The following is a 24865-nucleotide window of genomic DNA, read 5'->3' as shown; positions in this document are numbered from 1 at the left end:
TGCTGCTCTCCACGCAGATGCCGGGCGCGGGCTCGCCGGTGCCAGTCCGGGGCGCGATGTGGCGCTTCGGCTGGTCGGGTGTCCCTCCTCCTCGGGGAGGGACCTCTGTGCCCCGGCGCGGAGGGACGGGGTCCCTTCCCGATCCGCCGGACCCGCCCGGTCAGACCCGCAGCAGGACCCTGTTCAGCAGCTCGCCCAGGTTCCGGGCGCGCTGCTGGACCACACTGAGCGCCTGCTCGGAGTCGACCCCCTCGAACACGGCGCCGATCGCGTCGTTGCTGACCATGGCGAGTCCCAGGACCTCGGCGCCCATTTCCACAGCGGCGATGGTCTCCAGCGCGAGGGAGTGCCCCACCAGGTCGACCCCCGCGCTGCGCAGCATGGCCAGCTCCGCTGGTGTCTGGAACTGGGGTCCGGGTAGCGCCGCGTAGATGCCTTCGGTCAGCGCCTCGTCCGCCTCGCGGGCGACGTCGCGCAGCCAGGGGGCATAGGCGTTGCTCAGGTCGACGAAGTCCGGCCCCAACAGGGGCGACGTGCCCGTGAGGTTGATGTGGTCGCGCACGATGACGGGTTGCCCCACGGCGAAGTCGGTGCGCAGGGACCCCGCGGACCCGGTGAGGAGCGCGACCCCGGCCCCTGCTGCGATTCCGGTGCGCACGGCGTGGGCGACCTGCATGGCGCCGTGCCCCTCGTAGAGGTGCGTGCGGCCGAGGAACACGGCGATCCGCTTCGTGCCGACCCACATGCTGCGCACCTTCGGCGAGTGCCCGGTGGCCCTTGGAGCGACGAACCCCGGCAGTTCCGACATGTCGAGTTCGATGTCCGACAGCCCCAGCGACTCGGCGGCTCCGCTCCACCCCGAACCGAGTACGACCACAGCCTCATAGCTGTCGGCGCCGCACCGGTACTTCAGATGTTCCGCCGCCTCGGCCGCCAGTTCCTTCGCGCCAGCCGTCCACATTTCGGGACGGTCGTGCGTGGATTCGCTCACATTCTGGAGCGTACTCCCGGCGATGGGCCGTGCCCGAGCGCCACGCAGGGCAGGCGCCCATCTCCGTTGGCGGGCGAACGCGGCCCGCGTTCCGGTACGGCGCGGGGAGAAGGGCGCTCCTACCTCGGCTTCCATGACGCGGTCACGGCGAGGATGACGGAGAATAGTAGTGCGACAGGCGAGCACCACGAAATATCCGGGTGGTGGGAGCCGAGGCGGCCGGCGATCCCGGCCCGAGGCGCCTGACCGCCCTGAAGGAGTGAAGCGGACGTGACGAAGGTCGTGATCATCGGTGGTGGGCCCGGAGGGTACGAGGCGGCCCTGGTCGCATCACAACTCGGCGCGGACGTAACGGTAGTGGATCGCGACGGTATCGGAGGCGCCTGCGTTCTGACGGACTGCATGCCGTCCAAGACACTCATCGCGACGTCGGTCCGGAGGACCTACGTCAAGGAGGCCGACGAGCTCGGGATCCACATCGTCGACGACCCCAGCGGCAAGGGCGCCATCGATGTGGACATGACGGTCGTCAATCCCCGGGTGAAACGTCTCGCGAAGGCGCAGTCCGAGGACACCGCCGCCCGCCTGGCCAAAGAGGGGGTCGAGATCATCCCCGGCGAGGGAAGGCTGGTCGATCCGCGCATCGTCGCGGTCGGCGACCAGCGCCTCCACGCCGACGTCGTGCTTGTCGCCACCGGCGCCCACCCGCGCGAGCTGCCCACCGCCAAACCCGACGGCGAACGCATCCTCACCTGGCGGCACCTCTACGACCTCGACTCGCTGCCGGAGAAGCTCATCGTGGTCGGATCCGGTGTCACCGGCGCCGAGTTCGCCAACGCCTACCAGGCGCTCGGCTCCGAGGTCACCCTGGTCTCCTCCCGCGACCGGGTGATGCCCACCCAGGACGCCGACGCGGCCGAGGTGCTGGAAGGCGTCTTTCGGCGCCGGGGCATGAACGTGCTCGGCAACACGCGCGCGCAATCGGTCACCAACACCGGGGACGGGGTCGAGGTGTCCCTGTCCGACGGCCGGACGATCGCGGGCAGCCACTGCCTCATGACCGTGGGGATGATCCCCAACACCGTGAACCTCGGCCTTGAAGAGATCGGTGTCCGCCTCGACAAGGGCGGGTTCATCCAGGTCGATCGGGTGTCGCGGACCTCGACCCCGGGAGTGTACGCCGCGGGCGACTGCACCGGGGTGAACATGCTGGCCTCTGTGGCCGCCATGCAGGGCCGCATCGCGATGTGGCACGCCCTGGGGGAGGCGGTGTCCCCGCTGAAGCTCTCCACCGTGGCCGCGACCGTGTTCACCCATCCGGAGCTGGCGTCCGTCGGGGCCACCGAGGAGGACGTCCGCTCCGGCAAAGTCGACGCCCGCATCGTCAACCTGCCGCTGGACACCAACCCGCGCGCGAAGATGCACAACACCAAGGACGGCTTCGTCAAGCTGATCTGCCGGCAGCACACCGGCATCGTGCTCGGCGGGGTCATCGTCGGCCCGCGCGCCAGTGAACTCATCCTCGGAGTCTCCCTGGCCGTCCAGCAGCGCCTCACCGTTGACGAGCTCGCCCACACCTTCGCGATCTACCCGTCCCTCTCCGGCAGTGTCACCGAGGCCGCACGCTCCCTCATGCAGGCGTCACCCGAGTAGCCGGCAGGCCCCACCAGGGCCCGCACCGGTCCCCTGGGAACAGCGCCCCCTCTGGGTGGCCGGCAACGAAACGGGCCCCGGCCGTGCCGGGGCCCGTTCAGCCGATACGGGGGCGGAGCCGCTCAGAAGTCGAACCCGCCGAAGTCGCCGCCCCCGAAGTCACCGAAATCGCCGCCGCCCATGTCACCGCCCATGTCGCCGGCCATCATCCCGCCGCCCATCATGGACCCCATCATGGAGCCCATCATCATGCCGGTGAACATGCCCATCATCATGTCCATGCCGAAGTAGCCGCCGGCATAGGGAGCGTAGGCGGGGCCGGCGTCGTAGTAGGGGCGACGCTGGCCGTCGACCTCGACCATGCGGACATCGGGGTCGTGGCCGGACAGCACCGCCTGCGCGCAGGAGGCGCAGGCCGGAACGGAGCGGGAGGTGCCGCCGGGCGGCGCCCACATGACGTCCTGCTGCGAGGGCCCGTGCTGCGGGTTGAAGAAGCACGGCTGGCGCCGCTCGGGCACCGGTTCGCCGTTCATCCGCGCACGGGTGGCCACCATGGAGTAGCGGCCGTCCTCCAGGGCGTTGGTGACCTGCTGGATCTCTTGGGGCTCCTTGATCGTGTCGAGCAGGGTCTTGGCCCGGTCGTAGGAGTCCATTGCGTTGGAGTAGTCGGTGCGCGTGGCGTCGTCGACCTTGCCGAGATCGATGTCCAGGCGTGCGACGTCCTCGCCCAGGCGGACGACGTCCTCGTTCGCCATCTGCTTGATCTCGGCGAGTTCCTTGGCCTTCTGGGCCTCGCGCTTCTTCTTGGAGCTGTACAGGAAGTACCCTCCGCCGGCGATGGCCAGCGCGAGCAGGCCGAGCAGCACCGCGCCGAAGACCGCGGACGCGGCCTCGCCGGACTCCTGAGCCTCGATCGCGTCGGGGATGGCCGCGAGCGTGTCGGCCTGGTTGTCGTTGCCGGCCGCCCTGGCGTCGGTTCCGATCTCCTGGACGGCGGACTCCTCAAGGTTGGGAGACTCGACAAAGTACCCCTGGCTGCCGGCGAAACCGGCGTAGACGCCGTCGCCGACCTCGTCCATGACCCCGTCCATGAAGTTCTCGAGCGTGGTCTGAGACCTGAAGGTCCCGTCGGACAGGAGCACGTAGTAGACGGGGGAATCGGCGCTTTCGGCCGTCTGGGCCAGGGCGTCGCGTTCCTCCTGGGGGAACTGCTCGTCGGTAATGCTCTCTTCGACGTAGAGGTGGTCGCTCTGCAGAGCGTCGGCGACCTCGTTCTCGCTGGGGGCCTCGGCGGCGCCTGCGGAGGTCGCCATTACGGCGGTGAACCCTGCGGTCAGCAGGGCGGTCGTTACCAAGCGGCGCAACATAATCGTTTCCTCTCGCCTCCCTCACCTCGTGAGACGAACGAGGGCACTCCACGGTTCCCACGGCGGTGGCTGTTCCTCCAGCCTAAGGCGTCCCCGCCGCGGTGCCCGGCCGCTCCTCAGGAGTCCTTGATTTCGCAGATCACCCCGCCGTTGGTGACGGTCTCCCCGGCCGTGACGGAGAGGCCGGTGACCGTGCCGTTCTTGTGCGCCTTGATCGGCTGCTCCATCTTCATCGCCTCGATGACGATGAGCGTGTCGCCTTCGGCCACCTCCTGGCCGTCGCCGAGCACGACCTTGACGACGGTGCCCTGCATCGGCGAGACCAGCGCGTCCCCGCTCACCGCGGCCGCCGCGGAGCCGACGGCCTTGCGCTTCGGCGGCCTCCTCGCGCCGGTGCCGGCTGCTCCACCGGTGTCGGTGCCGAGACCCGAAGGCAGGACGACCTCGACCCGCTTGCCGCCGACCTCGACCGTCACGGCCTCGCGTCCGGCCGTCTCGGACTGCGCGATCTCACCGCTGTACGGCGTCACGGTGTTCTCGAACTCCGTCTCGATCCACCGCGTGTGCACCGAGAACGGCACGCCGGGCCCCTGCGGGGCGAACGCCGGGTCGTCGACCACCGCCTGGTGGAAGGGGATGACCGTGGGCATTCCGCCGACCTCGAACTCGGCCAGCGCCCGGCGCGAGCGCTGCAGCGCCTCGCCGCGGCTCGCGCCGGTGACGATGAGCTTGGCGACCATGGAGTCGAACGCCTGCGGGACGGTGAACCCGGTTTCGCACCCGGTGTCGACGCGCACACCGGGACCTCCGGGAAGGGTGAACGAGGTGATGGTGCCTGGTGCCGGCATGAAGCCGCTCCCGGCGTCCTCGGCGTTGATGCGGAACTCGAAGGAGTGCCCGCGCAGCTCCGGGTCGTCGTAGCCGAGTTCCCCGCCGTCGGCGATGCGGAACATTTCGCGTACCAGGTCCACGCCGGTGACCTCCTCACTCACCGGGTGCTCCACCTGTAACCTGGTGTTGACCTCCAAGAACGAGATGGTGCCGTCCTCGCCCACCAGGAACTCACACGTGCCCGCCCCCATGTAACCGGCCTCGCGCAGGATCGCCTTGGAGGACGAGTACAGCAGGTCCTGCTGCTCGGCGGAGAGGAAGGGGGCCGGGGCCTCCTCGACCAGCTTCTGGTGCCGGCGCTGCAGGGAGCAGTCGCGGGTGGAGACCACGACGACATTGCCGCGCGAGTCGGCCAGGCACTGGGTCTCCACGTGGCGCGGCCGGTCGAGGTAGCGCTCGACGAAGCACTCACCGCGGCCGAACGCCGAAGTGGCCTCGCGTACCGCGGACTCGTAGGCGTCGGCGACCTCGACCATGGTGCGGGCGATCTTCAGGCCGCGCCCGCCGCCGCCGAAGGCCGCCTTGATGGCGATCGGCAGGCCGTGCTGTTCGGCGAAGGCCACGACCTCCTCGGCGCCGGAGACCGGGTCGGGCGTGCCGGGGACCAGCGGGGCGCCGACCTTCTGCGCGATGTGGCGGGCCTGCACCTTGTCGCCCAGTGACCTGATGGCTGACGGGGGCGGGCCGATCCAGGCGAGCCCGGCGTCGATGACCGCTTGGGCGAAGTCGGCGTTCTCGGCCAGGAACCCGTAGCCGGGGTGGACGGCGTCGGCACCGGACTCGGCGGCGACGGCCAGGATCCGCTCTATGTTCAGATACGACTCGGCGGGGGTCTGGCCGCCCAGTGCGTAGGCCTCATCGGCGATTTTGACGTGCAGGGCGTCGAGATCGGGTTCGGCGTAGACCGCGACACTGCCCAGCCCGGCGTCACGGCAGGCGCGCGCCACACGTACCGCGATCTCGCCGCGGTTGGCGATGAGAACTTTACGCACGGTCGAAACTCCTCCTGGTACGGCCGGCTCTCGCGCCCTGTCGTGCGAGGCTGTAACGAAGTCTAGAAGCGAGGCGGGAGCCCGCCCCGGGTGGCCCGCCCGGGTGGGCGCCAGTGGCTCATCCGGGACGGAAGCTGGCACGCCAGGCTGAGGGGCCCGACTGGAGCGGGCGGCGCATGAGGCGCGAACGGTCCCGCCAGGTCGAGCCCGGGGCCCGCCTGGACGCCGCGCTCTCACGCGCGGCCTGGGCGGCCCGGGCCCGCGCGGTCAGCACGGCGACCAGTGCCGCGACCTCTTCGGAAGTGGGAGAGCCGCGCACCACCCGGAGGTGGCCGGCGGTACGCTGCTGCGGTCCGGAGGCGGTGGGGGGCGCAGACATCAGAGTGGAATGTTCCCGTGCTTCTTGGGCGGCAACTGCTTGCGTTTGTTGCTCAGCGACCGCAGGGCCTTGGCCACCGAGGTCCGGGTCTCCGAGGGCATGATGACGCCGTCGACATAGCCCCGCTCGGCCGCGGAGTAGGGGTTGAGCAGGGTGTCCTCGTACTCCTGGATCAGCCGGGCGCGTTCGGCCTCCACGTCCTCGGAGGCGGCGAGCGTGCGCCGGTGCAGGATGTTCACCGCCCCCTGGGCGCCCATGACCGCGATCTGGGCGGTGGGCCAGGCCAGGTTGATGTCGGCACCGAGGTGCTTGGAGCCCATCACGTCGTAGGCGCCGCCGTATGCCTTGCGGGTGATCACGGTGATCAGGGGGACGGTGGCCTCGGCGTAGGCGTAGATCAGCTTGGCGCCGCGCCGGATGATGCCGTCCCATTCCTGGTCGGTGCCGGGCAGGAAGCCGGGCACGTCCACCAGGGTCAGCACCGGGACGTTGAAGGCGTCGCAGGTGCGGACGAAACGGGCGGCTTTCTCCGAGGCGTCGATGTCCAGACAGCCCGCGAGGTTCACCGGCTGGTTGGCGACCACGCCCACCGGCCGGCCCTCCACGCGCCCGTAGCCCACGATGACGTTGGCGGCGAACTGGGCGTGCACCTCAAGGAACTCGCCGTCGTCCAAGACGTGCTCGATGACCTGGTGCATGTCATAGGGCTGGTTCGCCGAGTCCGGGATGAACGTGTCGAGTTCGCGGTCGGTGCTGGTGATCTCGGACTCGTCGGCGGCGTCGTAGACCGGGGGGTCCTCCAGGTTGTTGCCCGGCAGGTAGGAGAGCAGATCCTTGACGTAGTCGAGGGCGTCCTGCTCGTCGCTGCCCATGTAGTGGGCCACCCCGGACTTGGTATTGTGCGTCCGGGCCCCGCCCAGCTCCTCCATGGAGACGTCCTCGCCGGTGACGGTCTTGATGACGTCGGGGCCGGTGATGAACATCTGCGAGGTCTTGTCGACCATGACGACGAAGTCGGTGAGCGCGGGGGAGTACACGTGCCCGCCGGCGGCGGCGCCCATGATCAGCGAGATCTGCGGGATGACGCCGGAGGCGTGCGCGTTGCGCTTGAAGATCTCGGCGTAGAGGCCGAGCGCTACCACGCCCTCCTGGATCCGGGCGCCGCCGCCCTCGTTGATGCCGATGATGGGGCACCCGGTCTTCAGCGCGTGGTCGAGGGCCTTGACGATCTTCTCCCCGTAGACCTCGCCGAGGGAGCCGCCGAAGACGGTGACGTCCTGGCTGAACACCGCGACCGGGCGGCCGTCCACGGTGCCGTACCCGGTGACCACACCGTCGCTGTAGGGGCGGTTCGCCTCCAGGCCGAAACTGGTGGAGCGGTGCCGCGCCAGGGCGTCGAACTCCACGAAGGAGTCGGGGTCGAGAAGGGCGTCGATGCGCTCGCGCGCCGTCATCTTGCCTCTGGCGTGCTGCTTCTCGACGGCTCTCGTGGACCCGGCGTGCACGGCTTCGTAGCGGCGCCGCTGCAGATCGGCCAGTTTGCCCGCAGTGGTGTGGATATCGATCTCCCTGCGGGGAGCGGTTCTGGGGCTTCGGTCGCCATAAGGCACCAGCGTAGTCCGGCATGGATCCGCGTGATGACGTGCCCCTAGTTACTGGCCGGTATGTGCCAATCGGCCCAGTCGGGTCGCGTTCCTCCGGCGGCGGACGAGGCGTCCCGGCGTCCAGCGGACCCCGGCCGGAGGCGTTCTCCGCCGGTGCGGAGCGCTCACTCCCGCCCGTCGTCCTCCCCGAACGTGACCGTCCCGTTCGCGGCGTCGAGGGTGATCTCCTGGCCCGTGCGGACCAGGTGGGTGGCGTCCCGGACACCGATAACCGCGGGGATGCCGTACTCCCTGGCCACCGTGGGCCCGTGGCTGACAGGGGATCCCGTCTCGGTCACCAGGCCGCCCGCTGTCATGAACAAGGGGGTCCACCCGGGGTCGGTGGACGGTGCGACGAGGATCTCACCGGGCTCCAACCGGGCGCCCGCGGGATCCAGGATGACCCGCGCCCGCCCGGTGACCTTCCCGGGCGCCGCCGGCATCCCGGCGAGAACCCCCTCACCGGCCGTGGCCGGCGCCCCCAGGGCCTCCGGATCGGTTCCATCGGACAGCAGAACGTTGGGAACGTGGCGCCGCCGCATCTCCCGTTCGTACGTGGCCCGCCGCTGGGCGACCAGCCCGTGCGGGTCGGCTCCTCGCACGGCCGCCTGTGCTTCGCGGAAGTCCAGGAACATGATGTCGTCCGGCCGCTCCAGGAGCCCGTTACCGGCGAGCTCCTCGCCGACCAGCAGCATCTGCTCGCGCATCTGGGCGAGCCCGTGCAGCCAGCAGAACTTGGGCAGCTCCCGCAGGCCCGCCAGAGCGCGCGCCCGGCGCATCATGAGACCGGCGAGCCACCCGCGTACCGGGCGCTTCGCGCGTGCCCGGCGCACGAGCTCGTCGATCTTGGCCTCGGCCTCGGCCGCCGCCCGTGCGAACCGCCGGTCGGGGGTCTGCTCCGGGTCGGTGACCCGGAGGTAGCCCGCGATCGCCGCGAACACGGGGGTGGGATCCTCGGCCCAGCGGGGCACGCCGAGGTCGATCTCGGCGACGGCGCGCCGTCCGTAGGCGTCGAGGAAGGCGTCCAGCCCGATGTCGGGCAGCGTGCCGTTCCGGTAGCGGGCGGCCAGCTCCTCGGGCGGGGAATTCACGAGGAGCTCGCGGGCGTCCCCCGTCGCCTCCGAGGCCAGCTTCCACAGGGCCAGGTCCATCTCGGTGGTGGGGTTGTGCGGCATCCCGCGCAGTACGGTGTCGACCTCGCCCTCTTCGGCGATGCCCTTGAGCAGGATTTCCGGGGTCCAGCTCGCCACCATCGCCGCCCACAGGGGCCAGAGGATACTCATCATCTCCGACGCATGGCGGACCTGCCGGCGTGCGCGACGAAGCGCAGCCGCTCCTCCGCCGTGGTCAGGCCGTCGGGAGCGGTCGTCACCCGTTCGAGCTCTTCGCCGAGGCGGTACACGCGCGCCCGGGCCGCGTCCGGGCGGGCGAGCGTCCGCAGCATCGAGACCGCGGCCGGGGCCGCGAACCGCAGCATGACCCTCGCCATCGAGCGTTTGCGGAACGGGAGGCCGGGCTGAGGGGAGAACCGCGGGTCCTCAAGGACCCGCTCGATCGCCGAGGCCACCCGGGGTCCCTGGATACCCATCCGCTCCCTGAGGTTCTTCCTCGCTCTCCTACTGCGCACCACACCGGTCACGTCGACGTACATCCGCCCCCCGACGTCGACGAACCCTTCCGGGCCGTCGATCGGATCGGTCTTGATACCGGCCACCTGGAGGAACCCGGCCGCCGCGAGCCGCATCGCGGACATCCCCATGGGTGTCATCGGCTGCAGCACGCCCTGCGCCGCGCTCGCCGACAGGTACACCCGCGGTCCCGGTCGGCTCGTCTCCGCCAGCGGGAACAGCGTGGTGATCGGACGGGACTGGGTCAGCCACAACGTGCCCTCGTCGTCGATCGCCCACTCGATGTCCTGGGGCGCGCCGTAGTGGCGACTCACGCGATCACCCGTGGCCCTGAGCTCGGCCAGTTCGGCGGTTGACAGGCAGCCGTCACCCTCGACGTCCCCGCTCTCGGCGTCGATGACGAAGTGGTCTGGGGTCACCGAACCGGAGACGACGGCCGCGCCCGACCCCTCCGCGGCGTCGACCACCATCTCGGTGCGCCTTCCGGTCACCGGATTGGCCGTGAACAGCACGCCCGCGACCCGGGCGTCCACCATGCGCTGGACGACGACCGCCTGGTACACGGAGTCGCGCCCGATGCCGCTGGCGGCCCGGTAGGCCACCGCCCGGTCGGTCCACAGCGAGGCCCAGCACCGGCGTACCGCGTCCACGACATCGTCCGCGCCGGTGATGTCGAGGTAGGTGTCCTGCTGGCCGGCGAAGCTGGCGTCGGGAAGGTCCTCCGCGGTGGCCGAGGAGCGGACCGCGACCGCTGTCCGGTCATCGTCGCCGAGCCGCTCGTAGGCGCCGGCGATCGCCGCGCGGAGGGAGTCGGGAACCGGAGTGTCGAGGATCACCGCCCTGGCGCGGGCGGCGAGCTCGTTCAGGCGCTCGCTCTCTCCGGCCGGGGTGCGCCCGAGTTCCTCGATCACCGGGTCGAGCCGGGCGGTCTTCCGGTAGGCGTCCGTGGTCAGGCAGAAGCCGGGCGGCACGGCCAGGCCGGCGCGCAGCAGCTCGCCGAGGTTGGCCGCCTTACCGCCGACCTGGTCGGCCATACCCGCGTCGATCGACGCCAGTTCGATGACGGCGGGGTGTTCAGTCCTCGGTTCCGCGATCGCCATCCCGATACCTCCTAGCCGCCTTGGCGAGCAGCTCCATCGCCTGGATCACCGTCTGACGCTCCTCGGGGGTGAGGCGGTCCACCATCTCCATGCGTCCCTGGAGCCGGATCCGCTGGAGCTCGCGGATCACCGAGCGACCCTGCCCGGTGATGCGCAGGCGCCTGGCCCGGCGGTCCGCCGGGTCCTCGTTCCGCTCCACGAACCCCCGCTTGACCAGCTGGTCGACGACGCGGCTGGTCTGGGAGACGGAGCGACCGATGGTGGCCGCCAGCTCCTTCACGGTCGGCTGCTCGCCGCGGACCAGCACGTGCAACGCGGCACTCTGGACGATCTGCAGGTCCCCGTGCTCCATCGAACGGAGCAGCGTCGGTACCACGTCGCTCTGCATGGTGCTGAACAGCTGTATCAGCTGTTCGCGCTCGTCCTCGTCCCCGGTCATCGCGCCCCCAAAGTGCATGCGAAGACACAATATTTGCCGAATCGCATCAGTTGTTTATACACAATCATATCTGCCATCAGCGGCCGCGGAAAGACGTATTTGTCCACACCCCGATCGCCACTGGTTCAGACCAATCCGGGTATCGTCGTGCGTATGACAGCGGTAAGCGCGGAACGCGACAGTGCGCGTCAGGAGATGCCCGACCAGCTGCGGCGAGATGTCCGCCTGCTGGGTGAGATGCTCGGTGCGGTGCTGGCCGAGAGCGGTGGGGAGGAGTTGCTCGCCGACGTCGAGCGATTGCGGCGCGCTGTCATCGGCGCCCGTGACGGAACGGTCACCGGTGACGAGATCACCGCCCTGGTCGAGTCGTGGCCGCTGGAACGGGCCAAGCAGGTCGCCCGGGCGTTCACCGTCTACTTCCACCTCGCCAACCTCGCCGAGGAGCACCAGCGGATCCGCGCCCTGCGCGAGCGCGACGACGCCGACCACCCGCCGCACGAGTCGCTGGCCGCCGCCGTGCGGCAGATCCGGGAGAACTCCGGTGAGAATCGGCTGCGGGAACTGGTGGAAGGCATGGAGTTCCGCCCCGTTCTGACCGCCCATCCCACCGAGGCGCGGCGGCGTGCCGTGTCCACCGCGATCCTGCGGATCAGCGGGCAGTTGGAGCGGCTGCGGGCCGCCCACCCCGGCAGCACGGCCGAGGTCGAGGCGCGCCGGCACCTTCTGGAGGAGATCGACCTGCTCTGGCGCACCTCCCAGCTGCGCTATACCAAGCTGGACCCGCTCGACGAGGTCCGCACCGCCCTTTCCGCCTTCGACGAGACCATCTTCGAGGTCGTCCCGGAGATCTACCGGTCGCTCAGTACCGCGATCGATCCCGAGGGAACGGGGCGCAGGCCCGCGCAGGCGAAGCCGTTCGTCCGGTACGGCAGCTGGATCGGCGGCGACCGCGATGGCAATCCCTACGTCACGCACGAGGTCACGCGCCAGGCGATCACCATCCAGTCCGAGCACGTACTGCGGGCGCTGGAGGACGCCTGCGGCCGGATCGGCTCCACCCTCACCGCCTACAGCAATCTCACCCCGGCCAGTGAGGACCTGCGTGACACGCTGGCCACCGCGAAGGCGGGGCACCCCCGTGCGATGGCCGAGATCACCAAGGGCTCCCCGAACGAACCGCACCGCCAGTTGCTGCTCTTCGCCACCGATCGGCTCCGGGCCACCCGCGAACGCGATGCCGACCTCGCCTACCCGAACCCCGAGGCGCTGCTGTCCGACCTGCGCACGGTGCAGGCGTCCCTGAGCGCCGCGGGCGCGCACAGGCAGGCCAACGGCGAGTTGCAGCACCTCATCTGGCAGGTCGAGACGTTCGGCTTCCACCTCGCCGAGCTGGAGATCCGGCAGCACAGCGAAGTGCACACGCAGGCGCTGCAGGAACTGCGCGCGGGCCAGAAGCCCTCGGAGAAGACCGAGGAGGTCCTCGCCACGCTGCGGGTCGTCGCCTGGATCCAGGAGCGGTTCGGCGTGGACGCCTGCCACCGCTACATCGTCAGCTTCACCCGTTCGGCCGCCGATGTCGCCGCCGTGTACGAATTGGCCGCGCACGCGCTGCCGGCCGGCCGGACCCCGGTGCTCGACGTCATTCCGCTGTTCGAGACCGGTGCCGACCTGGAGGCGGCGCCGCGGGTACTCGACGGCATGCGGGAGCTTCCCGACGTGCAGCGGCGACTCAACCAGTCGGGCCGTCGCCTGGAGGTCATGCTCGGCTACAGCGACTCCGCCAAGGACGTCGGCCCGGTCAGTGCCACCCTGCGGCTGTACGACGCGCAGGCCCACCTCGCGTCGTGGGCTGAGGCCAACGACGTCAAGCTCACCCTGTTCCACGGCCGCGGCGGCTCCCTGGGCCGCGGCGGCGGCCCGGCCAACCGCGCGCTGCTCGCCCAGGCGCCGGGCTCGGTGGACGGGCGGTTCAAGGTCACCGAGCAGGGCGAGGTCATCTTCGCCCGCTATGGTCAGCGGGCGATCGCGCGCCGGCACATCGAGCAGGTGGGGCACGCGGTGCTCATGGCCTCGGACGAGAACGTCCAGGAAGGCGTGCGGGGTGCGGCCGAGAAGTTCCGCAAGCTGGCCGACCGCGTCGCCGACGCCGCCTATTCCGCCTACCGCTCGCTGATCGACACCGATGCTTCGCCGAATGGTTCTCCCAGGTGAGTCCGCTGGAGGAGCTCGGCGACCTGCGGCTGGGCTCGCGCCCGTCACGCCGTTCGGCCGCGCGCGGCCTGGACGATCTGCGCGCCATCCCGTGGGTGTTCGCCTGGACCCAGACCCGCGTCAACCTGCCCGGGTGGTACGGCCTGGGTACCGGGCTGGCCTCGGTCGACGATCCGGGGACACTGCACGCGGCCTACAACGAGTGGCCGCTGTTCGCCTCGCTGCTCGACAACGCGGAGATGAGCCTGGCCAAGACCGACCGGACGATCGCCGAGCACTACCTGGCCCTGGGCGGCCGCCCAGAGCTCACGGAGCAGGTGCTCGCCGAGTACGACCGCACACGCGACCTCGTCCTCAAGGTGACCGGGCACACGAGGATGCTGGAGAACCGCAGGGTGCTCTCCCGTGCCGTCGACCTGCGCAATCCCTACGTGGACGCGCTGTCGCACCTGCAACTGCGCGCGCTGAAGGCACTGCGCGGCGAGAGCGAGGAACTCTCGGAAGACGATCAGCACCACCTGGAGCGCCTGCTCCTGCTGTCGGTCAACGGTGTTGCGGCCGGGCTGCAGAACACCGGCTGACCGCGGCAGGGTGGCCCCGGTTTCGGGGCCACCCGTTGCCGTCAGTAGGTGATGGCGTCGGCTCCGAGCAGGGATTTGATCTCGCCCGCGAACTCGGGCCCGACTTGGATTGGGTAGTCCGGGATCTCGTAGATTCGGGACTTGACCAGATTGTCCACCCGGATGGTCAATGGGGTCTGCCCGCGGTGGCTTCGCAGGACCTGTTTGAGGTCGCGCACGAGCTGCGGGGTCAGCCTTTTTTCGGGCACGCTCAGCAGCATCGGGGGCGGGCCTTCGGAGACGTGGCTGATGTCGAGCAGGGTCAGTTCCATGGCCTGGATGGAGTATTCGCCCTCGCGTTCCTTCACGCGTCCCTTGATCGAGACCGCGGTGTCTTCGGTGAGAGCGTCGGCGTAGAGCGTGTAGGACTCGGCGAAGAACAAGGTGTCGATGGAGGCGTCCATGTCCTCGACGGTGACCTTGGCCCACGGGTTGCCGGACTGTTTGCTGATCCGCTTCTCCACCGCCGAGATGAGCCCGGCGATCTGCACCTCGGAGCGGTCGCGCCGTTCACCGGAGGTGATCTCCAGGATGGAGGCGTCCCGGGAGCGGGCCAGGATCCGTTCGGCGCCGGCCAGCGGATGGCTGGAGACGTAGAGCCCGAGCATCTCGCGTTCGAAGGCCAGCTTCTGCTTGCGGTCCCATTCGGCCTCGCGCCAGGTGATGTCCAGCCCGATCGGCGCGGAGGTCTCGGCCTCGCTCGCGCCGCCGAACAGGTCGAACTGACCCATGGCTTCCTGCTTCTTGGCGCTGATCACGGCATCGACGGCGTGCTCGTGGTGGTCGCACAAATCCTTGCGCGGGTGGCCCAGGGAGTCGAAGGCGCCCGCTTTGATCAGCGACTCCACGACGCGCTTGTTGCACGCGGTCAGCTCGATCTTGGACAGGAAATCCACGAACGAGGTGAAGGCGTCCTTCTCCTTGCGGGTGCGCACGATGGACTCGACCACGTTGGCGCCGACGTTGCGTACCGCCCCCAGGCCGAACCGGATGTCGGAGCCGACCGCGGAGAACCGCAGCCCGGACTCGTTGACGTCGGGCGGGAGCACCTTGATGCCCATGCTGCGGCACTCGGCGAGGTAGACCGCCATCTTGTCCTTGTCGTCGCCCACCGAGGTCAGCAGCGCCGCCATGTAGGAGGCCGGGTGGTTGGCCTTGAGGTAGGCGGTCCAGTAGGACACCAGCCCGTAGCCGGCGGTGTGGGACTTGTTGAAGGCATAGCCGCTGAACGGAAGCATGACGTCCCACAACGCCTTGACGGCCTCTTCGGAGAAGCCCTTGGTCTTGGCGCCCTGGAAGAACTTGACCTCTTCCTGCTCCAGGGCCTCCTTCTTCTTCTTGCCCATAGCCCGGCGCATCAGGTCGGCCTGGCCGAGGGTGTAGTCGGCGAGCTGCTGGGCGATCGCCATCACCTGCTCCTGGAACACCAGCAGGTGGAACGACTCGCCCAGGATCGGCTCCAGCGCCTCCGCCAGCTCGGGGTGGATCGGGGTGACCTCCTGGCGGCCGTTCGAGCGGTCGGCGTAGTCGTTGTGGGCGTTGGCGGCCATCGGCCCAGGCCGATACAGGGCCAATACGGCGGCGATGTCGGCGAACTTCTTCGGCTGCATCCGGCGCAGCAGCGCACGCATCGCGGTCCCGTCCAGCTGAAATACCCCCAGGGTGTCGCCGCGGGACAGCAACTCATAGGCGTTCTTGTCATCCAGCGGAAGCCTGGCCAGGTCGATGTCGGCGCCCTCGTTGGACTTCACGTTCTGGATGGCATCGTCGATCACGGTGAGGTTGCGCAACCCGAGGAAGTCCATCTTCAGCAGGCCCATGTCCTCGCACTGCGGGAACGGGAACCCGGTGATGATGGCGCCGTCGGTGTCGCGTTTGTGCAACGGCACCACGTCCAGCAGCGGCTCGGCCGAGAGGATCACCCCTGCGGCGTGCACCCCGGTGCCCCGTGTGAGCCCCTCGATGCCCCGGGCAGTCTCCATCACCTTCTTGACCTGCGGGTCCTTTTCGACCAGGGAACGCAGCTCCACCGCCTCGGCATAGCGCTCGTGGTGCTCGTCATCGACCGCGACCAGCGGGATCTCCTTGCCGTTGACCGCGGGCGGGAACGCTTTGGTGATCTGGTCGCCCAGCGAGTAGGGGAACCCGTGGATGCGGGTGGAGTCCTTGACCGCGGCCTTGGCCTTGATCGTGCCGAAGGTCAGGATCTGGGCGGTGGCGTCCTCGCCGTACTTCTGGGTGACGTAGTCGATGATCTCCCCGCGACGACGTTCGTCGAAGTCCAGGTCAATATCGGGCATCGTCACACGCTCGGGATTGAGGAACCGCTCGAAGATCAGCGAATGCTCCAGCGGGTCCAGATCGGTGATCCCCAGCACGTAAGCGATCATCGACCCGGTGGCCGACCCGCGGCCCGGCCCCAGGGCGATCCGGTTGCGGCGCGCGTACTGGCAGATGTCGGCGACCACGAGGAAGTAGGCCGGAAACCCCATCGACTCGATGATGTTCAGCTCGTACTCGATGCGATCGCGCACCTCCTGGCCGGTCCCGTCGGGAAACCGGTCGGGAAGGCACCGCTCGATCTCCTTGCGCAACCACGAGGACTGGGTCTCTCCCTCGGGCACGTCGAACTTGGGCATCAGGTCGCGCTGGGCGAACACCTCGTCGTAGCAGTCCTCCTCGACCTGCTCGGCCACCCACAGCGTGTTCTTGCAGCCCTGTGCCCACTCATCCAGGTTCAGCAGGCTGAGCATCTCCTCGGCGGACTTGATGTAGTAGCCGTCCCCGTTGAACCTGAACCGGTTGGGGTCGTCCAGGTTCTTGCCCACCCCCACCGCGAGCAGCGCATCATGGGCCGCGGACTGGTCCTGGGTGACGTAGTGGGAGTCGTTGGTCACCAGCGGCGGCAGCCCCAGTTCCTTGCCGACCTTGAGCAGGCCGTCGCGCACCTGGCGCTCGATGTTGACCCCGTGCTCCATCAGCTCCAGGAACACGCTGTCGCGGCCGAAGATGTCCTGCAGCTTTGCGGCGTAGTCGATGGCCTCCTTCTCCTGACCCAACCTGAGCCGGGTCTGCACCCCGCCCGAGGGGCAGCCGGTGGAGACCATCACCCCCTCGTGGTACCGGCTCATCAGCTCCAGGTCCATGCGGGGCTTGCCGTAGTAGCCCTCGATCGAGGCCAGCGACGACATGCGGAACAGGTTGCGCAACCCTGTGGCGTTGCGCGCCCACATCGTCATGTGCAGGTAGCGGCCGCCACCGGAGATGTCCTTGCCGGCCTCGGAGCTCTCATCGGAGTCGCCGCGTCCCCACCGCACCCGCTGCTTGTGGAACCGCGACTCCGGCGCCACGTAGGCCTCGATGCCGATGATCGGCTTGACCCCGGACTTCTTGGACTGCTCCCAGAACTCATAGGAGCCGAACATGTTGCCGTGGTCCGTCATCGCCACCGCGGGCATGCCCTGCCGGGCCGCCTCCGCGAACAGCGGCTGCAACTTCGCAGCGCCGTCCAACATCGAGTACTCGGTGTGAACATGCAGATGAACAAACGGGTCGGCCACGACTGCTCGCTTCCGGACGGATATCGGGTCGGCTAGGAGTGGTTCACACCCTAACTCTGCGACCATGAGCCACGGATAGACCTTCAGAAAAGCCCAGTTCAACCACACCACGCAACCCTCGTGGCATCACTCACGCCAAAGGCGGGACATGGCACTCACCGATGAACAAAAGACCAGGCCGGCAGGGCTAGGCGACCGCCTCTACGAACAGGTCGGTCGGCACGCGGCCGACACCATCATCAACGACATCCTGGACCAGGCCGAGTCCTACCAGCACATGCTCGCAACCGGCTCACGACGCCCTGACAGCGAAGCCGGATTCACCGTCCACGACGTCCCAGCACACGTACGCGTCACGGTGGAAGACATCATCAAGATCCTCAACCCGCAGTGAACACGAGAGGCAACAATCCACCGGAGGCTGCGCGCCTACCCCACGCCAACCCGGGCGGGTTCACTATCCGGCCTGTGAGGTAACAACTCGAACGTTTCGGCGCTATCGGGAGATCGGCAGACTCCATCGGTCCCGACCCGGCGACATTTAACGAACGCCGCTACTGACACCATCGGTACGGCTTCGATGAGAGATCAGCGCTGACAACAGCGCCGCCCGTCCAGGCCGGGAGTGGTCCCGGCCCGCCTGCGGGCTGGTGGAATAGGGGCATGGGTTCTGGCCACTCGCCGTTCACGGATCTCGACCGGCCTCCGCTGCGGGCGGCCGCGCTGAACCGCGCGCTCGTCCGGCCTGACGGGCTGTGGCGGGAGATCGAGGTGCGGCCCGAGGCCGCTTCCACCAACACGGAGCTGGCGCGGCGCGCGCAGCAAGGCGCCCCGCACGGAACAGTGCTGGTCACCGACCACCAGACGGCCGGGCGTGGCCGGCTGGACCGGAGCTTCACGACCCCGGCGCGCGCCGCACTCACGTTCTCGGTGCTGGTGTCCCCTGAGGTACCGCTCAACCGCTACGGTTGGCTGCCGCTGCTCATGGGGACGGCGGCGGTGCGCGGCATCGGCCGGGTGGCCGAGCTGCCCGCGAGTCTGAAGTGGCCCAACGACGTCCTCACCCGGGAGGCGGCGGGCGGGGGACCGGAACGCAAGCTCGCCGGGATCCTCTCCGAGGCCGTGGCCGTACCGGAGGGGACGGCGGTCGTCATCGGGATGGGGCTCAACGTGTCGCAGCGGCGCGCGGAGCTCCCCGTCGAGTCGGCCACCTCCCTGGCGCTGGAGGAGGCCCCGTGCACCGATCGCGACCCGCTGCTGCGCGCCGTCCTGCGCGCCTTCGCCGACCGCTACCGGGAATGGGTGCGCCACGGGGGCGACGCCGAGGCGAGCGGGCTCGCCGGAGAGTACCGGAAGCACTGCGGAACGATCGGCCGGCGGGTACGGGTGCACCTGCCCGGGGACCGCGTGCTGCAGGGAGAGGCCACCGGGGTCGACCCCGACGGCCGGCTCACCGTGCGCGTTCCCGGGGGCGGCGAGAAGGCGCTGAGCGCCGGCGACGTGGTGCACGTCCGCCCGTCCGGATGACACCGTGACCTGTAGGGGGGAGCTCCGGGGGCTCTCCCCGCGGGGGTGAACTGTGCCAGTATTCGTCATATGGCTATCGCGGACCGTTATCTGGCCGATGACGAGGAGCTGGTGCACGTCACCAGGCAGCATTGGAGCACCCTGATAGGGGAGTTCCTGCTGCTGCTCGTCATCATCGCCGCCGCGGCCGGGCTGCTGTGGGTGCTTCCCAGTGACCAGGAATGGGGGGAATGGGCCGTCTACGCGGTACTCGGCCTCGCCGTCCTCGCCGCACTCGTATTCTGGCTCGTCCCGCTGCTGAAATGGTGGAACACCGTCTATATCCTGAGCAGCCGCCGGTTGATGGAGCGTTACGGGCTGGTCTCCAAGCACGGCCGCGACATGCCGCTGACCCGCGTCAACGACGTCACGTTCAGCATCTCCCTCTGGGAGCGCATCATGCGCTACGGGACCCTGTCCATCCAGTCGGCCTCCGAGCAGGACGGTATGGTGCTGGAGCGGGTGCCGCACGTCGAGTGGCTGCAGAGCGAGATCTATCGCCAGGTGAACGAGGCGCAGCGGCGCGAGTTCCCTCCGGGGCAGTGGGGACAGCCCCCGGATCCGGGGTACTGACGCCGTCGGCCCGGCCCCGGCCCTCCGCTGAGCAGGAAGCGCCGTTTTCTTGACGGGCCTACCCCCCACGTACTAAACCGACAGGCACACACGCACGTGACCGTGTCGTCCGACCGGCCGGTGCCGGGTTCACCACCGGATCGGCCCCGAACACGAGAGAACGTATGTCCTCGCGTCCCGACCCGAAAGAGATCGAAGCTGTCCTGCTGGGGGGCGAAGCGCTCTACACACGGGACGAGGCGGTACGGCGGGCGGAGGTCTCCCCGGAGTTCTCCACCCGCGTCTGGCGGGCGCTCGGGTTCGCCACCCGGGGGGACGACGTCCCTGCTTTCACCGAAAGCGACGTCGAGGCGCTGCGCATCACCGGCCGGCTGCTGGAGGACGACATCCTCGACGAGGAGGCCGCCGTCCGGCTGGCCCGCGCCATGGGGCAGACGATGGCCCGGTTGGCGGAATGGCAGACCAGCATCCTCACCACGCTGTCCTACGAGCCGGGAGCGAAGGCCGACGAGTCCGGGCTCGGCCCGCTCGTGGAGCTGGCCAAAGACCTGCTGCCCGATATCGAGCGCCTGCTCGTGCACATCTGGCGGCGCCAGCTCGCCGCCTCCGCCGCCCGAACCCTGGCGGTCATGCAGAACAGCGACGACGCCGCCCCCACCTACTTCCCGCTCGTCGTGGGCTTCGCCGACCTGGTGTCGTTCACGACGCTGAGCCGGGAGCTCGACGAGATGGAACTGGCCGAGGTGGTCGAGGGCTTCGAGGCGACCTCCGCCGACATCGTGGCCTCGGGCGGCGGCCGGCTGGTCAAGACGCTCGGCGACGAGATCCTCTATGTCAGCAACTCCGCACGGCAGGCGGCCGAGATCGCGCTGCAGCTCGCCGACGGGGTCAAGACGCACGTCGAGGTGCCCGATGTGCGGGTCGGCCTCGCCTACGGCCCCGTGCTCGCGCTGCTCGGCGACGTCTTCGGAACGACGGTGAACAGGTCCAGCCGCCTCACCTCCTTCGCCCGGCCGGGTACAGTCCTGATCGACGAGGCGCTCGCCGATCAGCTGCAGGACGAGGAGTCGCTGCAGGTGGTCGCCGTGCGGCCGCGGCATGCGCACGGCCTGGGGCAGTTGCAGCCCTATGCTCTGCGCCGCAGCTTCGAGGGGGCCCGCCCGCAGAGCTGATCGTCGGGTCCTCCTCGTCAGGGGCGCGGAACCGCCCGCCAGTGCGGGTTTTCCGGCTGTCCTCCGGGCGGATCGGTGGAAGTTCTTTCCAGCGGGGCGGTCTTCCGGCATGTTGGGAAGGGACATCATCGTGGTCCACCAGGAGGAGCCCGGTATGGCGCACGAAGTCAGGGCAGTCGTCTCGCAGAAGAAGGACACTCCGGTCAGCGTCGAGACCATCATCGTTCCCGACCCGGGCCCGGGAGAGGCCCTTGTCGAGGTCCAGGCCTGCGGGGTCTGCCACACCGACCTGCACTACCGGCAGGGCGGTATCAACGATGACTTCCCGTTCCTGCTGGGGCACGAGGCCGCCGGCGTTGTGCAGGAGGTCGGCCCGGGCGTTACGGAGGTCGAGCCCGGCGACTTCGTGGTCCTCAACTGGCGGGCGGTCTGCGGCCGCTGCCGGGCCTGCCGGCGCGGCCGTCCCTGGTACTGCTTCGACACCCACAACGCGGTCCAGCCGATGACCCTGACCGACGGCACCGCGCTCTCACCGGCCCTGGGGATCGGCGCCTTCGCGGAGAAGACGCTGGTCGCTGCGGGGCAGTGCACCAAAGTCGACCCCAAGGCCCGCGCGGCTGTCGCGGGCCTTCTCGGGTGCGGTGTCATGGCCGGCCTCGGGGCCGCACTGAACACCGGCCAGGTCACCCGGGGCGACTCCGTGGCGGTCATCGGATGCGGGGGCGTGGGCAACGCCGCTATCGCCGGGGCGAAGCTGGCCGGCGCCACCCGGATCATCGGGGTCGACATCGACGACCGCAAACTCGACCGGGCGGTGCGGTTCGGCGCCACCCACACGGTGAACTCCCGCGAGCGCTCCCCTGTCGAGGCGATCCAGGAGCTCACCGACGGCAACGGGGCCGATGTCGTCATCGACGCCGTGGGACGGCCCGAGACCTACCGGCAAGCGTTTTACTCTCGCGACTTGGCGGGGACAGTGGTACTTGTAGGTGTGCCGACCCCCGAAATGCGGATCGACCTCCCGCTGCTCGATGTCTTCGGGCGGGGCGGCGCACTGAAGTCATCCTGGTACGGCGACTGTCTTCCCTCCCGGGACTTCCCGATGTTGATCGAGCTGTACCTGCAGAACCGGCTGGACCTGGCGGGTTTCGTCAGCGAGGAGATCCCCCTGGACGGCGTTGAGGAGGCGTTCGACAAAATGCACCGCGGTGAAGTACTGCGTTCGGTGGTGGTCCTCTAGATGGCCGCAGCATCGCAGGTTCCCGTCGACAAGCTCGTTACGTCCGGTGTCTTCCGGCTCGACGGCGGCGAGTGGGAGGTCGAGAACAACGTATGGATCATCGGTGACGAGCGCACGGCGGTCGTGATCGATGCCGCGCACGACCATCAGGAGATCGCCCGGGCCCTGGGTGACCGCGAGCTGATGGCGATCGTGTGCACGCACGCGCACAACGATCACATCAACGCCGCGGCCCAGCTTGCCGACCTCACGGACGCCCCGATCCTGCTGCATCCCGACGACGCACCGCTGTGGCGCATGGTCTACCCGGACCGTGAGCCCGACGCCCCCCTGCTGCAGGGGGAGCGGCTGCAGGCCGGGGACATCGAGTTGGAGGTGCTGCACACGCCGGGGCACGCCCCCGGCGCGGTCTGCCTGTACGCTCCCGGGCTGGGGGTCGTCTTCACCGGTGACACCCTGTTCCAGGGCGGTCCCGGCGCCACCGGCCGCTCCTACTCCGACTACCCGACCATCATCGAGTCCATCCGCGAGCGGCTGCTTCCGCTGCCCGGGAACACGGTGGTGCACACCGGGCACGGCCCGTCCACCAGTATCGACGCGGAGACCCCGAACATGGTGGAGCTGCTGGCCCGCGACGGCGGGAGGAAGAGCGCCTGAGCGGGGCTATACGGGGCCGGTGATCTTCGAGAGGCCTCCGGCGCTCGAGGGGAGGAAGAGGGCGAACGTGGTCGGGTCCGTCTGGATCAGCTCGACCCGTGCGCCCTCGGACTCGGCGATGTGTCGGGCCAGGGCCAGGCCCAGTCCCGTGCCGTTTCCGCCGGTCACCTCGCGCTCGAAGATCCTGCCGGCCATGTGCTCGGGAATGCCGTCACCTTCGTCGCTGACCTCGATGCGTACGGACTGGCCGGTGTCCACGCGGCGTACGGTCACCCTCCCGTCGCCGTGCTTGTAGGCGTTCTCCAGCAGCGTCGCTAGCATCTGGGACAGGTCGGTGGGTACCGTCATGGCGGTGAGACCGCCCGAGCCGGTCACCTCCAGGGCGCGTCCCTCCTGCTGGAACACCGGGCTCCACTCGTCCACGCACTGCTGCAGGACGTCGTCGATGTGGACCGGCTCGACCTCGGGGTTCTGGCTCTTGCGGGCCCGGCCGAGCAGGCTCTCGACCGTCTCCACCAGCCGTTCCGCCTGGGCGAGCGCGGCTTCGCCCTCTTCGCGGACGACCTCGGGGTTCCGGGCCTCGGCGATGATCTCTTCGAGCCGCATGGTCAGGGCCGTGAGCGGAGTGCGCAGCTGGTGGGAGGCATCGGTGGCGAAGTGCCGTTCGGTGGCGATCAGCCCGGCGATACGTTCGGCGCTGCGGTCCAGCACCTCGGCGACCCGGTCGGCCTCGGGGATGCCGTAGCGGTGGCCCCAGGGGGTGGTGACTCCGGATCCCAGCCGTTCCGCGGTCGCGGCGAGATCGACCAGCGGCAGGGTCAGCCGCCGGGCCTGGAGCATCGCCAGCCCCACGGCCACGGCGATGGCCAGCAGCGACAGCGACGCGATACCCAACCAGGCGTTGACGATGCTTTCCTGGAGCTGTTCGGTGGCGCGCCACGTCTGGATGTCGATGCCCGTGTCGGTGGTGGCCGAGGCCACAATCGTCGGCGGTGCGTCGGGGGCGTCCGGATCGACCTGCCAGCCGCCGGTGACGATGGGGGGCTCGTCGGGCCGGGTGATCTCGATGTGCCGGCGCGGATACTCTCTCGCCAGATCCTCGGTGTCGATCCTGCCGTCGCGCTCGATCTGGGCCTCGACCTCCGTGCCGATGATCTCCGTCTCGCGTTGCAGCTCGTTGACGTTTTCCGTGTAGACGGACTTGTACGTCAGCGCCCCCAGGGGCAGCCCCAAGAGCATGACCGCGATGACGGTCACCACCAGTGTGGAGAACAGCATCCGCCTGCGCATGTCACCCCTTGAACGCGTAGCACCGTGATGTTCCAGTATGGGGTGCCACGCCGCAGGTCAGTCTATTCTCGTTCGAACCGGAAGCCGACTCCTCGCACCGTCGTGATGTAGGAAGGATGATTGGCGTCGTCGCCCAGCTTCCGCCGCAGCCACGAGATGTGCATATCGAGCGTCTTGGTGGAACCCCACCAGTTCGTGTCCCACACTTCCCGCATGATCTGCTCGCGGGTGACGACCTTGCCCGCGTCGCGTACGAGGACCCGCAGCAGATCGAATTCCTTTGTGGTGAGTTGCAGTTCCCGGTCGCCGATCCACGCGCGCCGGGAATCGTTGTCGATGCGCACGCCGTGCACAACGGGCACCTCCGCCCCGCCTCGGCGCAGCAGTGCCCGCACCCGGGCGAGCAGCTCCGCCAGGCGGAACGGCTTGGTGACGTAGTCGTCGGCGCCCGTGTCCAGGCCCACAACGGTATCGACCTCGTCGGCACGCGCGGTAAGGATCAGGATCGGCGTGCCGTGGCCCTCAGCGCGCAGTCGCCGCGCGACCTCGAGCCCGTCCATTTCGGGCAGTCCAAGATCGAGGACCATAAGGTCGATGTCACCAGTGCGAGCGCGGTCGAGAGTCTCCACGCCACTCACGGTCACATCTACCGAATACCCCTCGCGGCGGAGCGCACGTGCGAGTGGTTCGGAGATGGAGACATCGTCTTCGGCCAGCAAAACGCAGGTCATGTACCGATCGTAAGTCGAGTGGAAGGTGTTTCCCTATTACGCGCGCCGGGGCGATCCCGGTTCGACCGAAATTACAGAACGCTCACGGCGGGAAATCCTTCACTAATCATCCGGAAGCGCCAAGATTTTAAATTTTCTTTTCTGAAAAGTGGCGAGAATATG

The 24865-nt window shown here is 69.0% G+C and carries 17 protein-coding genes and 2 pseudogenes; 8 read left to right on the top strand and 11 right to left on the bottom strand.

Going from position 1 to position 24865, the window contains the following annotated elements:
* Nucleotides 1-160 precede the first annotated feature (160 nt).
* A complete protein-coding gene (locus VS93_RS10495) occupies nt 161-961 on the bottom strand; it encodes a purine-nucleoside phosphorylase (protein WP_082126782.1) in 801 nt (266 codons plus the stop codon).
* A gap of 300 nt (nt 962-1261) precedes the next feature.
* On the opposite strand from VS93_RS10495, the gene VS93_RS10490 reads away from it, so the two are divergent.
* Nucleotides 1262-2644 (top strand): NAD(P)H-quinone dehydrogenase, encoded by a 1383-nt coding sequence (locus tag VS93_RS10490; RefSeq protein ID WP_046469779.1) that lies wholly within the window; start codon nt 1262-1264, stop codon nt 2642-2644.
* A 122-nt stretch (nt 2645-2766) separates the two neighbouring features.
* Here VS93_RS10490 and VS93_RS10485 read toward each other — a convergent pair whose 3' ends face one another.
* The 7 genes and pseudogenes from VS93_RS10485 to VS93_RS10460 all read right to left on the bottom strand — a co-directional run bounded on the left by VS93_RS10485 (nt 2767) and on the right by VS93_RS10460 (nt 11101).
* On the bottom strand, nt 2767-4011 hold the full coding sequence (locus VS93_RS10485; RefSeq protein WP_236700467.1) for a chemotaxis protein CheA: 1245 nt from the start codon (nt 4009-4011) through the stop codon (nt 2767-2769).
* A gap of 116 nt (nt 4012-4127) precedes the next feature.
* Complete coding sequence (locus tag VS93_RS10480; protein ID WP_046469778.1) at nt 4128-5894, bottom strand: acetyl/propionyl/methylcrotonyl-CoA carboxylase subunit alpha; 1767 nt, start codon at nt 5892-5894, stop codon at nt 4128-4130.
* A gap of 118 nt (nt 5895-6012) precedes the next feature.
* Nucleotides 6013-6273 carry an acyl-CoA carboxylase subunit epsilon gene (locus VS93_RS10475; protein WP_046469777.1) on the bottom strand — a complete coding sequence of 87 codons (261 nt, stop codon included), beginning with the start codon at nt 6271-6273 and terminating at the stop codon, nt 6013-6015.
* Nucleotides 6273-7876, bottom strand: a pseudogene (locus VS93_RS10470) (acyl-CoA carboxylase subunit beta). Before VS93_RS10470 ends, VS93_RS10475 begins: the two are co-directional and overlap by 1 nt.
* Nucleotides 7877-8041: 165 nt before the next feature.
* Complete coding sequence (locus VS93_RS31425) at nt 8042-9199, bottom strand: PEP-utilizing enzyme (protein WP_236700466.1); 1158 nt, start codon at nt 9197-9199, stop codon at nt 8042-8044.
* Entirely contained in the window at nt 9199-10644 is a 1446-nt protein-coding gene (locus VS93_RS31420) for a PEP/pyruvate-binding domain-containing protein (protein ID WP_236700465.1), read from the bottom strand. Before VS93_RS31420 ends, VS93_RS31425 begins: the two co-directional genes overlap by 1 nt.
* Nucleotides 10619-11101, bottom strand: a complete 483-nt coding sequence (locus VS93_RS10460; protein WP_052745665.1) for a MarR family winged helix-turn-helix transcriptional regulator — start codon at nt 11099-11101, stop codon at nt 10619-10621. Before VS93_RS10460 ends, VS93_RS31420 begins: the two co-directional genes overlap by 26 nt.
* Before the next feature lie 219 nt (nt 11102-11320).
* Here VS93_RS10460 and VS93_RS10455 point away from each other — a divergent pair.
* Nucleotides 11321-13875 (top strand): annotated as a pseudogene (locus tag VS93_RS10455) (phosphoenolpyruvate carboxylase).
* A 41-nt stretch (nt 13876-13916) separates the two neighbouring features.
* Here VS93_RS10455 and dnaE read toward each other — a convergent pair.
* Nucleotides 13917-17474, bottom strand: coding sequence for a DNA polymerase III subunit alpha (gene dnaE / locus VS93_RS10450; protein ID WP_046469776.1), 3558 nt, complete (start codon nt 17472-17474; stop codon nt 13917-13919).
* Nucleotides 17475-17622: 148 nt separating this feature from the next.
* Here dnaE and VS93_RS10445 point away from each other — a divergent pair, with 148 nt between their 5' ends.
* From VS93_RS10445 to VS93_RS10420, 6 genes are all read left to right on the top strand, one after another.
* Complete coding sequence (locus VS93_RS10445; protein ID WP_046469775.1) at nt 17623-17868, top strand: hypothetical protein; 246 nt, start codon at nt 17623-17625, stop codon at nt 17866-17868.
* Between the two features lie 269 nt (nt 17869-18137).
* Nucleotides 18138-19001 carry a biotin--[acetyl-CoA-carboxylase] ligase gene (locus VS93_RS10440; RefSeq protein WP_046469774.1) on the top strand — a complete coding sequence of 288 codons (864 nt, stop codon included), beginning with the start codon at nt 18138-18140 and terminating at the stop codon, nt 18999-19001.
* A 69-nt stretch (nt 19002-19070) separates the two neighbouring features.
* Nucleotides 19071-19613: a PH domain-containing protein gene (locus tag VS93_RS10435; protein ID WP_046469773.1), complete on the top strand. Its 543-nt coding sequence runs from the start codon at nt 19071-19073 to the stop codon at nt 19611-19613.
* Between the two features lie 164 nt (nt 19614-19777).
* Nucleotides 19778-20785 (top strand): adenylate/guanylate cyclase domain-containing protein, encoded by a 1008-nt coding sequence (locus tag VS93_RS10430; RefSeq protein ID WP_046469772.1) that lies wholly within the window; start codon nt 19778-19780, stop codon nt 20783-20785.
* A 154-nt stretch (nt 20786-20939) separates the two neighbouring features.
* Nucleotides 20940-22025 (top strand): S-(hydroxymethyl)mycothiol dehydrogenase, encoded by a 1086-nt coding sequence (locus VS93_RS10425; RefSeq protein WP_046469793.1) that lies wholly within the window; start codon nt 20940-20942, stop codon nt 22023-22025.
* Nucleotides 22026-22682 carry an MBL fold metallo-hydrolase gene (locus VS93_RS10420; RefSeq protein WP_046469771.1) on the top strand — a complete coding sequence of 219 codons (657 nt, stop codon included), beginning with the start codon at nt 22026-22028 and terminating at the stop codon, nt 22680-22682.
* Between the two features lie 6 nt (nt 22683-22688).
* On the opposite strand, the gene VS93_RS10415 is transcribed toward VS93_RS10420, so the two are convergent.
* Both VS93_RS10415 and VS93_RS10410 read right to left on the bottom strand, forming a co-directional pair.
* Complete coding sequence (locus VS93_RS10415; protein ID WP_046469770.1) at nt 22689-23972, bottom strand: sensor histidine kinase; 1284 nt, start codon at nt 23970-23972, stop codon at nt 22689-22691.
* 62 nt (nt 23973-24034) lie between these two features.
* Entirely contained in the window at nt 24035-24703 is a 669-nt protein-coding gene (locus VS93_RS10410; protein ID WP_046469769.1) for a response regulator transcription factor, read from the bottom strand.
* Nucleotides 24704-24865: the final 162 nt, after the last annotated feature.

It is taken from the genome of Allosalinactinospora lopnorensis (genome assembly GCF_000981225.1).
Classification (GTDB): Bacteria; Actinomycetota; Actinomycetes; order Streptosporangiales; family Streptosporangiaceae; genus Allosalinactinospora; species Allosalinactinospora lopnorensis.
The sequence above is the reverse complement of the archived record's forward strand: the minus strand, read 5'-3'. Positions and strand labels throughout refer to the sequence as shown.